A 15,649-nucleotide genomic window follows, 5' to 3' on the forward strand; every position below is an offset into this window, starting at 1 on the left:
TTAATTTCTTTTAAAACCTATTCTAGGTCGTTCGCTACTGGTTGAATTTTGACCTTCCATTTTCGCCTTTATAGCCTCATAGCTGTGAAGTTCATTAAGAGAAATAGACGGTCTATTATCTTTGATTGTGGATGAAAGAATCTCCCAAGTTATTCTCGATTTTGTTTTAAGAGCTCTTCGAGATGCTTCATCACATAAAAATTTAATATCACTCGAAACATAATTTTCTGTTATCGTTGCTAACTCAGAATAATTTAGTCCAACCTCAGTTGGTCGTTTCTTTAGATAAAGCTCAAACATTAGTTTTCTAGCTTCGTGATCAGGAGGGGGGAGATAGATGTGCTTATCTAATCTTCCTGCTCTTAGTATTGCCGGATCTATAGAGTTAGGTCGGTTAGTAGCACCAATTATAAATACACCATCCTCTCCAACATTATTCATTTGAGCAAGAAATTCATTGACAGCACTTGTGTTCATGTGATTGATCCCTGAACTATCCCTATTTGGTACCATTGCATCTAGCTCGTCAATAAAAATAACGCTAGGAGCATTTTCCCTTGCTTCATCGAAAAGCTTTTTGATATTCTCTTGGGATGCGTTAACCCACTTACTTTGAATGTCTGATGGCTTTATTTGGTAAAAATTAAAACCTATTTCCTCTGCCATCTTTTCTGCAAAAAATGTTTTACCACAACCTGGAGGACCATAGAGCAGCATCCCATTCGGAATAGTCAAGCCGTACTCAGCATATTTTTCCTTCTCATTAAGAGCATCAATAACATCAAGTTTGATTAAATCTTTTAAGTCCTGCATTCCTGCAATTGACGAAAATCCTTTGCCTTGCTTAACTTTTTTAGGTTTAACAGTTAACTCGGATTCGGTAGTTTCAGAAAGCTGAATTTCTAGTTCGCCATTTACCGCTTTGATAAATTCTTTTACGTTTTTGAATCTATTTTCTGCTTTTGGTTGAAGAGCCTTAGAGATAACCTTTATAATAGTTTCATCAACTATTACATCAGAATCAGGGAAACTTAATTTCTTTTGTCTTTCTTCAATGATGGCATCTTCTATTTTTATTCTGTCAGATTTAAACTTGGAAAGTTCCACGAACCAAGGTGGCATTCCAAATAGTAAGTGATAGTAAAGAGCTCCAACAGAAAAAATGTCGCTTTGAACTGAGAAAACTTTATTGAAAGCTTCATTTGATTGATAAAAAGGATTTAGCCCTTCCTTTAAAAAATCATTTGTTGCTTGATCTATCCACCTAGCATACCCGAAATCAATTAGTTTTGGAACAGGAACTTTACCTGAAAGATCGAGCATTACGTTAAGATTCGTAATATCATTATGAATCAAAGGTCTATCTATACTATGTAGATGATTTAATCCATTTAAAACACCTAGAATAATATCCTTCGCCTCGTATTGATTCAGAGTATCCTCTCGTTTCATTTTATCAGCGAGAGTTTCCCCACTAATAAAGTCGAGAATCACATAGCCATATTTTTGATTTTCAATGATGAGTTCTCCCGAATCATGATACTTCACCACATTAGGATGTTTTATTGATTTTAAAACATCAATTTCTAAAGGTGTACCGGAATTCGTGAACTGTGTTCTATCTAGCTGAGAGTATATGAATAGCTTTAATAGTTTTGTTATTCCGTCATTTCCTTTGACACGATAAGTTTCAGCATAGCTCCCTTTTTTTAGAAAGAAAGCTATTTGGTACTTATCATCAATAAGTTCACCTTTTTTTAATATGTGTGAATTAGAACCCATTTATCCCCTTAAAATTCCTTTAGCACTCTCGTTTTGAGTTGAATCCAAATCATCAGTTAAACCTGAGTTTTGTAATAAATCTGCACAAATTGGTCTTAAACTATCGAAGCTCGGATTCTCAACAATAATCTGCTTTCCTCTGTTAAGAAGACTTCTTGCTGCGTTTCTATCTTTCCATTGAATTGAATCAAAATCTCTATCGAAGCTGTATATCAGTCCCATAGCGTGCTCAAGCTTCTCTAATTCAAATGCCAAATGATTAATTATTTCAATAAGCTGAGGAGTGTTTTTACTATCCTTATCTCTAATAGCTTGCTCAACATCAGGTTTTATTTTATTAACTATCTGAGTTGTTTGCTCATTTCCTTTTTCTCTATTGATCTCTTCGAGATTGTGGAAAGCCTCTTTTAATTCCTTTTCTAACTCAGGCCACTCTCTGTCTCCAAGTAATTTATCAACCACTTTTAGTGATTTTCTTAAATTGGAAAGAGCTTGCTGTTTAGTATCGGTATCATCTTTGGAACTTTCAAAAAGTTTTTTTCCTTCCTGAATTTCCTTTTCTGCTTTATCTAGTTCTTCCGAACTGATCCCTTTTCTTTTAAGCTCGTTTACGCTTGATAAACCCTTTTTAAATTCATTATCCAACCAAGCAGTTTCAACATGATCTGTTACAGTTTCACATTCAAAATCGTATTCAAAATCAATTGCTGTAAAATATGCTTTACCTGTTATCTTTTGGGACTTGTCAATGTTAACTGTTATATCTACATCAGTATTTTCAGGTAAAAGAGCAGGGAAATCGTTTCCAGTAATGTAAATAGTATTTACGTGGTGATTATGAATAGCCCTCGAACCCTCAGCTCCGTGCTCTCCTTGGAAAATAGAAATTTCCAAATAGTCACTTTCCATTCCTGGACGAATTTGTCTTGGTGTCTTTAAGTTATTTATTGCCCCGATGGCAGGTAGAGATTTATTCTTTTCTAATCCCGGAACTGTTCTGAAAACGACTTTTCCGGAGTTAATATCCTGAATCTCTATACCCATATTGTAAGGTAAAGTAGCTGAACCTACTACTGATCCTTGTATTACATTAAATGAGTTTGGTTCGCATTCAAGAAGATTACCTTTGTCGTCATAAAGGGTTACATCAAACACATTGGTTTTACCTTCGGTGAGTTGTACATCTATAACTTCACCAAGGGTGTTAATTTCAACTTTACCACTTGCCCATGCGTTATCACCTCTTTTTATTTCAGCAAAAACTTTTTCAGGAATAGTTCCTTCAGTCTTATCTTCTAAAATCTTAACAGTTACAAACTCTTCTGTTTCTACTGTAGAAGCTTCATGACCAATTTCTAATTGAATTTTTGTCTTATCTCTAGTTTGATCTTTGATTTCTTCGGATAATTCTACGGTCGAAGCATATAAAGCAGCTCCGGTTGAAACTACTGTCATAGGATCAACACTTGTGTCTGGCTTGCAAATTTGCTTCTCCAACATTTCCCTTACGATAGGGGATAAAGTTGGACCACCTACAAGAATTAGAGAGTCTAAAGAAGAACCTTGTAAATTATTTCTACTTAAAAGAGTTACTGCACAATCAATTGCTTTTTGAAAAACAGGAGCCAACACTTCTTTTAACTGATCCTGAGTTACTGTTAAGTCTATCTCAATTTCTTCACCATTATCATCTTCACCACAATCACCCGGATCAACATAAATGTTATGAGAAGAATTGAATGAAAGGTTGTTTTTAATTTCCTCAGCAAAGAATTTTAAAGCACCCCTGTATTCAGCTTTTTTAGCATCATCACTTAGAATACCATCAATCTCATAATTTTTCTGAATATGAGGAATGATTAATTGATCAACGACAGCATAATCAAGATTTTTACCTCCTAAATAATTATCCCCTTCGGTATCAATTACCTTCATGATACCTTCTTCAACTTTCAATAAAGCTGCATCAAAAGTTCCCCCTCCGTAATCAAAAACAAGCCAAAAACCATCTTTCTTTTTACTATCTAATCCATAAGCCATGGATGCTGCAACTGGTTCTTGAAGAACTTCTACGTGGTCAAACCCTGCAAGCTTCGCTGCTTTTCTTGTAGCATCAATTTGGTTATTTTTAAATGCAGCAGGTACTGTAATAACAGCAGCATTAATATTTTCATCACTTACATACTCCTTCAACCTTTTAAGAACTTCAGCTGATAATTCTTCGGATGTTAAATCTTTAGAAATGTTAGTACTGTGATAAGTTTTATCAGTACCCATAGTTCTTTTGAATTCTACAAAGGCATTTAAAGGAGCGTTTTTGGCAAGAGACTTTAAACTATCAGAACGATAGGATCTATATGCAGCATCACCAACCAAGACACTTCCTTTTTTATTATAAGCTACACAAGAAGGGCTAGTATCTTTTTGAGTATCCAAAGATTTGATGATCTTAACTTCTCCTTTGTCGATTCTTGAGATAGCTGAATTTGTTGTCCCTAAATCTATCCCGTAGTCAATTTTTGTCCTTGCCATATATTGTGATTTTTAATTCTGTGAAACTTCAACTTGTGCTCTTTGAATAAGAATACCATTAAAGTTGACTTGTGGTTTAATAATTTTAGTAATGATTTTCTTGCCTTTTTCAAGGTTGTCATCTTCTAAGAAGTTGATAACGTCCAAGTTCATACGATCCTCATAATCCTTATTTAAAAGATTAACCATTTCGTAACCATTTGCTGCAAAATTTGCTTGAATCCTTTCAATTCCTTTTTCTAAAGGCTTTAATCCCTTGGTACCTTCATCCATTCGTGAAATATTCTTTTGCATTCTGACAATCTCGTCCGCAACTTTTAAAGCTAAAGAGTGATCTTCCTTTTCAGGTGTAGAGCTTGATGGAGTTGAACTTGATTCTGCTTGTTGTATTTTCAATTGGGACTCTAAAACTTCAACAAGCTTACTATCCAATTTGATACTTTCTTCTTCAAGCGATTTCTTTGTGTTGTTTATTTGCGATTCAACATCGGTTTTACTCGAAGTAATTCTTTTCCCAAGAAGCCAAAAAATAACACCGCCAATTAGTAAAGTAGCTAGCGTACCAATTATCCAGTACAATCTGTTTTTATCTACATCACTATTTAAAGCGGAAATTTTGCTATCAGCAATATCTCCGGTTTCCTGAATTTTCGTACCTAAGTCCTTAGAAATAGCAACAATATTATTTCCATTGGTGCTTACGATATTAGAAACACTATCAAGTTTTCCTTTTAAGGACTGGTTTTCCTGATTGAGTTTAGAAATAGCATTACCTTTTTCAATCAATGAATTCCTTTGAACTTGGTACTTATCACTTAACTTTTCGATTTCAATTGATTGTTCTTTTAATTGCTGTTTAAGAGATGTTACCTCTACGTTTATCAAGCTGTCACTTTGAGCCACGGCTACAAATGACGATAAACCTATAATTGTTCCTAGTATTACTTTTTTCATTATTTCTTTTTCTTAATAAGCTTTACAAATTGATCCAATGATCTACGGATAGCATTATTTATGCTCTGTTTATTTTCAAGTTTTTCAACAAGTTTAGGTGAGTACTTATAGTAAAACTTAATGAACTGTTTTCCTAGATAGAACTTATCTAGAAACTCATCTCTAAATTTCCGTAATTCAAGAACCTGTGGATGGTCGTAGTCTCCATAAGCCATTGTTGCGATATAACAACCGCCACTTGAAGATGAACTACTGCTAGAAGAACTGTAACTAGAACTTGAAGCAGACCTCATTTGCCTTCGCACAGTTTCTAATTGAGTATTCATGCCTTTAATAGTGGATTTGTTGTCATTGAACCTTCTTCTTGTTTCATAGTTCATATCTAACGCATCCAACATGTTTATTACTTCAACTGCATCAGAAACAACCCCAGGAAGGAGTAGAAGTTTCGAGCGGTTATATTCTAATCCACTTTGAGCTTCATTTACAACTTCTATCAACATACCTAGTGCATTTCCGACAACTGCACTGCTAATCCCTAAATAGAGTTCATCATCGGAGCCAAGAACACCCCTAATTGACTGCAATTTGTATTTACATCCACTAACCAATGATTTAGCATTACTTATAGTGTCTGATTGGTTTTGGAAATTACTTAGCTTATTTGTAATGTATTCAAGGTCTTCTTTTATAGGAGCAGATTGAGCCCATTCTTCCATGCCTTCGATATTCTCTCTAATTCTATCCTTTGTTTGAGAGCCAATTGCTATCGAATCAGCATATTTAAGAAGCTTCAATCCTTCATTACTTGGATCTTTTGAATCCTTCCATGCCTGAAAATAATCAATACCACATTGCATAATTTCTTTAGCAAGGTTATCTGCAATCATTTTGAATTTCAGATCACTTGCTCCCAACATGGATTTTATAGAAGCTAAGTCTTCCTTACTATCAACAAATAACTTTAAACCAAAATCATAAGCTTTGAATTTGTCTTGTTTTCTTCTGCTTTTGGCACTTTCTATTCGAGCTTCTAAGTTGTGAATAGGCTTTTCAGTAAACTTCTTAGAGATGTACTTTTTCGTTTCTGAATTACATCCACTGAAAAGCTTAGCTGTACTGGCTAAAGTATATTTCCCATTAAGTTGCGATAAAAGTGTATCGACCAGTTTTTCTGCTTGTTTCTTGTTGTCAATAGAATAGGTTTGATCTGCTACGGAATGAACAAAATCGGCAAAACTATCTGAATCAAGTAGTTTAAACTTTAAAGAAATTCCATCAGCAATTTCTGACTGATTGGAACCCAAAAGCTTTAATGTTCCTATGTTATTAAAGCATGAGAAGTTCTTAGCGGTTATTTCTTTACCATTTGTTACTTTCTCCCATATTTCTAGAGCTTTTTCTTTGTCACCATTAATCAAATAGTTCAAAGCTGTCTCATCAAAAGGGTTAGATTTAATAAACCAAAACAGAGAATTTGAAACTTTATCTCCGTTTTGCTCTATGTTTGAAAACGCTTTATTTACATTTTCCTCTGAACGACTTACCGGATTTAAAAAATTAAAATCTAACTCTGAATCTGCTTCTCTGCCAATCTTCGCAAACTTCTTAATCTTACTTTGCTGTCTTTGGAGTTCTCTTTCAGTAGCATTGGATAAGATGCCTGCAATTCTATATGGATTTTCATGTATAAGCTTCATAAGTGCATTCCAATTTATATCCTCGGTAAAGCAAAACTAAAGTTAGACTTAACCTTTTCGTGGTTTTAAATTTTAAAACCCAATTTTAGCACTTTTTTTCCAAATAATTGCAATTTTGCTTACACAAATTTTACAATTAAACAAAATGTCGGGAGAAATATTTTTATCTCCCCCGAATTTGCTGTTAAGCTGCTTTTAAATACTCCGCTAAGTCCATCATTTTCTTCATATCTTCCTCAAAAAGGTTCGACATTTGTTCTGTCGAGTTCACGAAAAAAAAGACAAGCTAAAAATAGCTTGTCTTTTTTTATTAGTATTGCATATCTTTATAAATAAATAAAGCGATTGCCTATGATAAAAGTATTATTAATTGAGGATTCGAGTTTGGTAAACTCTATAATACTTTTACTATTTCTAGGGTTTTTAGTTGGCTTAATTTTATATTATTTATTTAGAATGATTGAGGTTACTTATGTTTTAAAACATAGAAAACCTTTATATAATCACGTTTATTTATTCCTGAAAAAAATTGATACTAATAAAAAATCAATTTTAAGAAACCAGTTTTCGTTTTATAATAAGCTCTCAGACAAAGAAAAGCGGTTTTTCGAACACCGATTAGTATGCTTTATAGAAGATAAAGATTTTATAGGCAGAGAAGGGGTTATAATTAACGATGAGGTTAAAGTTTTAATATCGGCCACGGCTGTGATGCTTACTTTTGGTTTTCGCGATTTTTATATTGGGTTAATCTCGAAAATTGTAGTGTATCCAACCAAATTTTATTCTAATACAAACGAGGCCTATCATAAAGGCGAATTTAATCCAAGATTAGAAACTCTGGTGGTGTCTTGGAAAGATTTTAAAGAGGGATATTCCATAGACTACGATAATATTAATCTAGGGATACATGAAATTACCCACGCTATTCATTTTAATAGTATAAAAGAGCGTGATATTAGTTCTACTATTTTTAGCGATTCATTTAAAGAGTTGTCCGATATGCTAACTCAAGATGAAACTTTAAGAACTAATTTACTAACTTCAAATTATTTTAGAAGATACGCCTTTAGTAATCAATTTGAATTTTTAGCAGTAATTATAGAAAATTTCATTGAAACTCCTAAAGATTTTAAAAATCACTTTCCTCAAATTTACTTCAAGGTAAAACAGATGCTTAATTTTAATGTTGCTGATTATTAGTTAGATACATGATATTTATCATGCTTTTCTACCCGTGTATTTTATACCTTAGAAAATAAGATTTAATACACTAAGGTCATGATAAGAAAATCTCCTGTTTCAATGATAATGACAGAGCATGTTATTACATTAGAAGAAAATGATAGATTAGAAAAAGCAGAAATGCTTTTTAAAAAACATCATATAAGACATATTCCTGTTGTAAGATCTGGTGTGGTCTTGGGCATGTTAAGTTACACAGATTTATTAAGACTCAGTTTTGCAGATTGTAGTGACGATTTAAACGCCCATGCCGATGCTTTAATCTATAAAATGTTTACCATTAAACAGGTCATGAAAAAAGACATTGAAACGATTTCATCTTCCCATTCCATAAAAGATGTTGCTGAGATTTTATCTACCAAAGAATTTCATGCACTTCCTGTAGTTAATAATAATAGACTGGTGGGCATTGTAACAACAACCGATTTAATTAAATATCTTTTAAAACAATTTTAAAAAAACAACTAAAAAATTTGATTACATGACATTTGTCATATGCTTAAACACCGTGTTTTTTAATTTTGAATAATAATAAAAACTTAATATCATGAGAGAACATACTTTAGTTTCAGAAATAATGAGCAAAAATGTTATCGCACTTAAACGCGGAGACGAACTAGAACGTGCCGAAATGCTTTTTAATAAGTTTAAAATTAAACATATTCCTGTAGTAAGTTCAGATGTTGTAATTGGTATGGTAAGTTATTCAGATTTGCTTAAAATAAGTACTGCCGAAGTTACTGCCGATGAGCATGATGTTAATATGGTAGTTTATAACACGTTTACTATTGAACAGGTTATGACTAAAAACGTAACAACCATTAAACATGACGCATTGGTTATAGATGCAGCAAGGATACTTGCTGAAAAAGGATTTCATGCATTACCTGTAACGCGCGATGGTATTCTAGATGGAATTGTAACCACCCGCGACTTACTTAAATATTTTGTGAGAATTTATTAAGGATTTACGATAGATTTTAAATCTTCAATAGTTTTTAATTGACTTGTACTTTTAAAAACAAAGCTTCCAGCAACAAGAACATCGGCTCCTGCATCAACAAGCGCTTTTGCATTTGCGTTGGTAACACCACCATCAATTTCAATTATTGTTGAAGCGCCTTTACGAACAATCATATCTTTAAGTTGCTTAACTTTCGAGTAGGTATTTTCAATAAAACTTTGTCCGCCAAATCCTGGATTTACACTCATTATAAGAACTAAATCCAAATCATTTATAACATCTTCTAAAAGATTTACGTTGGTATGTGGGTTGAGTGCAACACCGGCTTTCATGCCTTCCGATTTTATGGCTTGTATGGTTCGGTGTAAATGGGTACAAGCTTCGTAGTGTACGGTTAAAATTTCGCTTCCTAAATTGGCAAATGTTTTAATGTATCTATCTGGGTCAACAATCATTAAATGAACATCCAATGGTTTTTTTGTGTGTTTTGCCATTGCTTCTAGAACAGGCATTCCAAAGGAAATATTAGGAACAAAAACACCATCCATTATATCAATATGAAACCAATCGGCATCACTTTTATTAACCATTTCTATATCTCTTTGTAGGTTAGCAAAGTCTGAAGCTAATAATGATGGAGCGATAAGTTTTGTACTCATTTTTGGTGTTTTTTGTAAAGTTTGTGCAAATATACTAAAGTCTTTTAGATGCACACTTTATATTTGGTGCTAAAGCTATTATAAAAATAAACCCTCGGTAATCAGCCGAGGGTTCTTTCATCAATCAAAAAACGAACAGTTATGTGAAACTGTTTGTTACTTTAATTTAGTCGTAATTTATAGTAATTACTAACCTAAATATGTTTTTAATATTTTACTTCTTGAAGTATGTTTTAATCTTCTAATCGCTTTTTCTTTAATTTGGCGAACACGCTCACGTGTTAAATCGAATGTTTCACCAATTTCTTCTAATGTCATTGGGTGCTGATTTCCTAAACCAAAATACAAACGAATAACATCGGCCTCACGAGGGGTTAATGTTTCTAAAGCACGCTCAATTTCTGTGCGTAACGATTCGTGTAATAATTCTCTATCTGGGTTTGGAGATTCACCACTGTTTAATACGTCGTATAAGTTAGAATCTTCACCTTCAACTAAAGGCGCATCCATACTTACGTGACGACCAGAATTTTTCATAGACTCTTTAACATCGTTAATAGTCATGTCTAATTCTTTTGCAATTTCTTCAGCACTTGGCGGACGCTCATGACTTTGTTCAAGGAAAGCAAAAGTTTTATTGATTTTGTTTATAGAACCAATTTTATTAAGCGGTAAACGCACAATACGAGATTGCTCTGCTAATGCTTGAAGTATCGATTGACGAATCCACCAAACAGCGTATGATATAAATTTAAAACCACGTGTTTCATCAAAACGTTGTGCCGCTTTAATTAAACCTAAATTACCTTCGTTAATTAAATCTGGTAAGGTTAACCCTTGGTTTTGGTATTGCTTAGCTACCGACACAACAAAACGTAAATTAGCTTTCGTTAATTTTTCTAAAGCCACTTGATCTCCGGCTTTAATACGCTGTGCTAATTCTACTTCTTCGTCTGCGGTAATTAAGTCAACTTTTCCTATTTCTTGAAGATATTTGTCTAACGAAGCGGTTTCTCTATTGGTTACCTGCTTCGTAATTTTAAGTTGTCTCATCTGGTATTCTCCTGTAAATTTAAAATGAATAATGGTATTCAGTAGTTATACGTAAGCATAACTGTTTTTGTTACAAAAAAATGTTTTTATTTTCTTGTATTTTTTTTTTTCGACACTAACAAAGGTTAAAAGTCACTTAAAACAAATAAAACCATTTAGGGATTATTAAATTTTAATAAGGTGTTTTTGTGTAAGATTTACGGCGTCTAACATGTCTTGAGTATATTTATAATGACCACGAACGGTAATAACTTTAAATCGGGACGCATTAATTTTACTCAATGTATTTAAAAAAAGCCATTTAGATTTTAAAAGTCTGGGTTTTGTAGATTTTAAGCTAATATCAAAATAATATTTCCTACCTTCTTTAGTTGCCACAACATCGGGTGTAATAGAAATATCGCTACCAGATTTTGTATATGATTTAGGTGTTTCATAACCATCTAAATCTGCTTTAATATTTTCAAAACCACGGTTTTCTAAATAGGTAATGGAGTTCTCTAAAATGTCTGAATGTTTTTCTTTATCTGCGTATATCATAACTCATAATATAATGAAAATGAGCTAAAAAGCAAATTTTTAACAGGTTTTAACGTTTTGTATGAGTTAATGTTTTCGAGATATTATTCGAGTTTACAATAATGATTCTTTTTTTTATTCAATTAATGAAAAATTAGAATAGATTATTATTGTGTTGTTTAACTTGAAATTTACCAACGAATGTGTAATAAATAAAAAAACCTCGTAAATATGATTACGAGGTTTAGTTTTATAAAGTTTAAAAAAGAAATTAATCCTCTTTTTTGTCTTCTCTAGGTCTTCTGTCATCACGACGATTATCACGTCCGCGATTATCTCTACCTCTGTTATCACGTCCACCACGATCGTTGTTATCTCTTGGTGGTCTAGCAACATATCCTTCTGGTTTCTCTAGTAATGCTTTACGAGATACTTTTTCTTTACGTGTTTTAGGATCGACTCCAAAGTATTTCACGTTAAAAACATCGCCCATATTAACAACATCGGTAACATTTTCAGTACGTTCCCAAGCTAGTTCACTTACGTGTAATAAAACCTCATTTCCTGGAGCTTGTGTATATTCTACAACCGCACCAAAATCTAACATTTTAATAACTTTAACTTCGTAAGTACCACCAACTTCTGGTTTAAACATTAAAGAATCAATTTTTGCTAATACAGCATCAATACCATCTTGGTTCGTTCCTAAAATTTCAACAATACCTTCCTCTGTTACAGGATCTTCATTAATTACAATAGTAGTTTTAGTAGCTTTTTGTAACTCTTGAATTACTTTTCCTCCAGGTCCAATTAAAGCACCAATGTAAGCGTTAGGAATTATTCTTGTAATCATTTTAGGAGCGTGTGGTTTCACATCGGCATTTGGTTGCGCAATAGTTTCAACCAGTTTTCCTAAAATATGTAAACGTCCAGCTTGAGCTTGTTTAAGTGCATTTACCAGAATTTCATAAGACAATCCTTTAACTTTAATGTCCATTTGGCAAGCCGTAATACCATCGGCAGTACCTGTAACTTTAAAGTCCATGTCACCTAAATGATCTTCATCACCTAAAATATCAGATAATACAGCGTATTTTCCAGTTTCAGTGTCTGTAATTAAACCCATTGCAATACCAGAAACAGGTTTTTTCATTGGTACACCAGCATCCATAAGTGCCATTGTACCAGCACAAACCGTTGCCATAGACGATGATCCGTTACTTTCTAATACTTCAGAAACAACTCTTACAGTATAAGCATAATCATCTGGAATCATCCCTTTTAAAGCACGTTGTGCTAAGTTTCCGTGACCAACTTCACGACGCGACGTTCCTCTTAGAGGACGTGCTTCACCAGTTGAAAAAGGAGGGAAGTTATAATGTAAATAGAAACGCTCTTCACCTTCAAACGATGGCATATCTATTTGGTTTGCTTCTCTGGAAGTACCTAATGTAACTGTGGCTAATGCTTGCGTTTCTCCACGAGTAAATATAGACGAACCGTGTGTAGAAGGTAAATAATCTACCTCACACCATATAGGTCTAATATCTGTAGTTTTACGTCCGTCTAAACGTAAACCTTCATTTAATGTTAGGTCTCTAACGGCTTTTTTCTCTGCTTTGTAGAAATATTTAGAAACTAGATCTCCAAAATCTTCTAATTCTTCTTCAGTAAAGTTAGCTTTAACTTCTTCTTTAATAGCTTCAAAAGCAGCACTACGTTCGTGTTTAGAAGACGCTTTTTTCGCTACAGCATAAACTTTATCGTAAGTTAAATCTAGAACTTTTTTTGCAAGCGCTTCATCTTCACGTTCTGGCTCATATTCGCGAGTTTCTTTTTTACCAAAAGCCTCAGCAAGTTTTACTTGAGCAGCACATTGTACTTTAATGGCATCGTGAGCAAATTTAATAGCTTCAACCATTTCTTCTTCCGAAATCTCTTTCATTTCACCTTCAACCATCATAACAGAATCGGCAGAAGCACCAATAACCATATCAAAATCAGATTGCTCTAATTGTGCAAAGGTTGGATTTATAATAAATTGACCATCAATACGGCCAACACGAACTTCAGAAATAGGCGTTTCAAAAGGCACATCACTTAATTGGATAGCAGCAGAAGCAGCTAAACCAGCTAAAGCATCGGGCATAACGTTTTCATCATGAGACATTAACTGTATCATAACTTGTGTTTCTGCATGGTAATCTTTTGGGAATAACGGACGTAAAACACGGTCTACCAAACGCATTGTTAACACCTCGCCATCACTAGGTCTTGCTTCTCTTTTAAAGAAACCACCAGGGTAACGACCTGCAGCAGCAAATTTCTCGCGATAATCTACTGTTAACGGTAAGAAATCTATACCAGGACTTGCACTATAGTTAGAAACAACTGTACATAACAACATACAATTTCCCGACTGAACAACAACAGAACCATGTGCCTGCTTTGCTAATTTTCCGGTTTCGAGAGAAATAGTTCTACCGTCACCAAGGTCAATAACCTCCTTAAAAACTTTTGGAATCATAATTTTTTTAATTCTAATTAAACAATGGTCGTTGTGTTGTTGTGTGTAGTTGTTGTGTGACCAATGAAAAACCGTAATTAGCTTCTTCAATTCGAAAATTTATACTCTTTTTCGATAGAGTTAATTTTTATGGCGTTCCCTAATCCTGAAAAAAGTTCAGGAATTAGGTCGGGCTTTTCGCTATATCTTTTTTAATTTCAACCACTTGCCAAGGCTGCGTGTTTAAAATTAAAAAAGGATGCCGCTGCAATCCCTAACGCAAAAACAAAAAAGAGGCCATAAAGCCTCTTTTTATTATTTTCTTAATCCTAATTCTTTTACGATTGCACGATATCTTAAGATATCTTTCTTCGTTAAGTAATCTAGTAAAGCACGACGCTTACCTACTAGTTTTACTAAAGAACGCTCAGTATTATAATCTTTACGATTCTTTTTTAAGTGCTCTGTTAAGTGATTAATTCTGTGCGTAAATAACGCGATTTGTCCTTCTGCACTTCCAGTATCGTTTGCTCCTTTACCGTGTTTTGCGAAGATTTCTTCTTTTACTTCTTTTGCTAAATACATGCTAATATTATTGTAAATAATTGTTATGTAACCGAAAGGCTATCTTTCGAGCGGCAAATATAATGCTTTTAAGTTGAAAGTTGAAAACTTTGTTGGCTTTATTTCCACTTAAAACTAAAGTTAATACTTAGGCTCTTAAAGGCTGATTTAATATTAAATCTAAATATTGATTTACCTTATTTTTTAGTTGTTTTCTAACAGTAATAAAATCTAGAAAACCATGTTCTAATAAAAACTCGGCAGTTTGGAAACCTTCAGGTAGTTCTTTTCCTGTGGTATCTCTAACAATTCTAGGTCCTGCAAAACCAATTAAAGCACCAGGCTCGCTAATATTTATATCACCTAACATAGCAAAAGAGGCAGTTGTACCACCTGTTGTTGGGTCGGTACATAAGGAAATGTAAGGTATTTGGGCATCGGCTAATTGTGCTAATTTTACAGATGTTTTAGCCAATTGCATTAACGATAATGCGGCTTCCATCATACGAGCACCACCAGACTTAGAGATAACCATTAATGGGATGTTGTTTTTTAGAGAATAATCGGCTGCACGTGCAATTTTTTCACCTACAACGCTACCCATCGATCCGCCAATAAAAGCAAAATCCATACAGGCAACTACTAAATCTTTCCCTTTAGATTTGCCAACCCCAACGCGCACGGCATCTTTTAAATTTGTTTTATTTTGTGCCGCTTTTAAACGGTCTGGATATTTTTTTGTATCCACAAATTTAAGCGGATCTTTAGATTCTAAATTAGCATCTAATTCTTTAAATTCATTATTATCAAAAAGAATTTCAAAATATTCTTTACTTCCAATACGAACATGATAGCCATCTTCCGGACTTACGTAAAAGTTTTTTTCTAATTCTTCGGCATCAACTATTTTACCAGTTGGAGATTTGTACCACAACCCTTTAGGGGTGTCTTTTTTCTCTTCTGTAGTTGTTGTAATTCCTGCTGTTTTTCTCTTAAACCAAGACATATTGATTTGCTATTTTTAGTTTATACCGACCTTGTTTTTTAAGTCAGAGTTGGTTGAATTTTAAATTTTAAGTTACAAAAAAACCGGTATTGGTTTTCTATATTTGGCATAAAGCCTGTTGGCAAAATTAAGTCTTTTTTTAATTTTGAGGTAATACGAAGAGGC

At 33.6% G+C, this 15,649-nt stretch carries 13 protein-coding genes; 3 read left to right on the forward strand and 10 right to left on the reverse strand.

Features of this window, described 5'->3' with window-relative positions; all coding sequences use genetic code 11:
• The 4 genes from AW14_RS07840 to AW14_RS14470 are packed head-to-tail and all read right to left on the reverse strand — an operon-like array spanning position 1 to position 6,968.
• The gene (locus tag AW14_RS07840; RefSeq protein ID WP_044638312.1) at positions 1 to 1,782 is read right to left on the reverse strand and encodes an AAA family ATPase; all 1,782 of its coding nucleotides are present in this window, start codon (positions 1,780 to 1,782) and stop codon (positions 1 to 3) included.
• Positions 1,783 to 4,314 carry an Hsp70 family protein gene (locus AW14_RS07845; protein WP_044638313.1) on the reverse strand — a complete coding sequence of 844 codons (2,532 nt, stop codon included), beginning with the start codon at positions 4,312 to 4,314 and terminating at the stop codon, positions 1,783 to 1,785.
• Positions 4,315 to 4,326: 12 nt separating this feature from the next.
• Complete coding sequence (locus AW14_RS07850; RefSeq protein WP_044638314.1) at positions 4,327 to 5,268, reverse strand: hypothetical protein; 942 nt, start codon at positions 5,266 to 5,268, stop codon at positions 4,327 to 4,329.
• A complete protein-coding gene (locus AW14_RS14470; RefSeq protein ID WP_052647455.1) occupies positions 5,268 to 6,968 on the reverse strand; it encodes a CFI-box-CTERM domain-containing protein in 1,701 nt (566 codons plus the stop codon). Before AW14_RS14470 ends, AW14_RS07850 begins: the two co-directional genes overlap by 1 nt.
• A gap of 351 nt (positions 6,969 to 7,319) precedes the next feature.
• On the opposite strand from AW14_RS14470, the gene AW14_RS07860 reads away from it, so the two are divergent.
• The 3 genes from AW14_RS07860 (at position 7,320) to AW14_RS07870 (ending at position 9,177) form a co-directional block, all read left to right on the forward strand.
• Entirely contained in the window at positions 7,320 to 8,171 is an 852-nt protein-coding gene (locus AW14_RS07860; protein WP_044638315.1) for a zinc-dependent peptidase, read from the forward strand.
• 78 nt (positions 8,172 to 8,249) lie between these two features.
• Positions 8,250 to 8,669, forward strand: a complete 420-nt coding sequence (locus AW14_RS07865; protein ID WP_044638316.1) for a CBS domain-containing protein — start codon at positions 8,250 to 8,252, stop codon at positions 8,667 to 8,669.
• Positions 8,670 to 8,760: 91 nt separating this feature from the next.
• Positions 8,761 to 9,177 carry a CBS domain-containing protein gene (locus tag AW14_RS07870; RefSeq protein WP_044638317.1) on the forward strand — a complete coding sequence of 139 codons (417 nt, stop codon included), beginning with the start codon at positions 8,761 to 8,763 and terminating at the stop codon, positions 9,175 to 9,177.
• On the opposite strand, the gene rpe is transcribed toward AW14_RS07870, so the two are convergent.
• The 6 genes from rpe to accD form a co-directional block, all read right to left on the reverse strand.
• Positions 9,174 to 9,836 carry a ribulose-phosphate 3-epimerase gene (gene rpe, locus AW14_RS07875; protein WP_044638318.1) on the reverse strand — a complete coding sequence of 221 codons (663 nt, stop codon included), beginning with the start codon at positions 9,834 to 9,836 and terminating at the stop codon, positions 9,174 to 9,176. The genes AW14_RS07870 and rpe overlap by 4 nt on opposite strands.
• 189 nt (positions 9,837 to 10,025) lie before the next feature.
• Positions 10,026 to 10,889: a sigma-70 family RNA polymerase sigma factor gene (locus AW14_RS07880; RefSeq protein ID WP_042497104.1), complete on the reverse strand. Its 864-nt coding sequence runs from the start codon at positions 10,887 to 10,889 to the stop codon at positions 10,026 to 10,028.
• Between the two features lie 165 nt (positions 10,890 to 11,054).
• Positions 11,055 to 11,429, reverse strand: coding sequence for a hypothetical protein (locus tag AW14_RS07885; RefSeq protein ID WP_044638319.1), 375 nt, complete (start codon positions 11,427 to 11,429; stop codon positions 11,055 to 11,057).
• Between the two features lie 250 nt (positions 11,430 to 11,679).
• Positions 11,680 to 13,935 carry a polyribonucleotide nucleotidyltransferase gene (locus AW14_RS07890; RefSeq protein WP_044638320.1) on the reverse strand — a complete coding sequence of 752 codons (2,256 nt, stop codon included), beginning with the start codon at positions 13,933 to 13,935 and terminating at the stop codon, positions 11,680 to 11,682.
• 294 nt (positions 13,936 to 14,229) lie between these two features.
• Complete coding sequence (rpsO, locus tag AW14_RS07895) at positions 14,230 to 14,499, reverse strand: 30S ribosomal protein S15 (protein WP_044638321.1); 270 nt, start codon at positions 14,497 to 14,499, stop codon at positions 14,230 to 14,232.
• Positions 14,500 to 14,626: 127 nt separating this feature from the next.
• Positions 14,627 to 15,484 carry an acetyl-CoA carboxylase, carboxyltransferase subunit beta gene (accD, locus tag AW14_RS07900; RefSeq protein ID WP_044638322.1) on the reverse strand — a complete coding sequence of 286 codons (858 nt, stop codon included), beginning with the start codon at positions 15,482 to 15,484 and terminating at the stop codon, positions 14,627 to 14,629.
• Between the last annotated feature and the right edge of the window lie 165 nt (positions 15,485 to 15,649).

The organism is Siansivirga zeaxanthinifaciens CC-SAMT-1, assembly GCF_000941055.1.
Taxonomy (GTDB): Bacteria; Bacteroidota; Bacteroidia; order Flavobacteriales; family Flavobacteriaceae; genus Siansivirga; species Siansivirga zeaxanthinifaciens.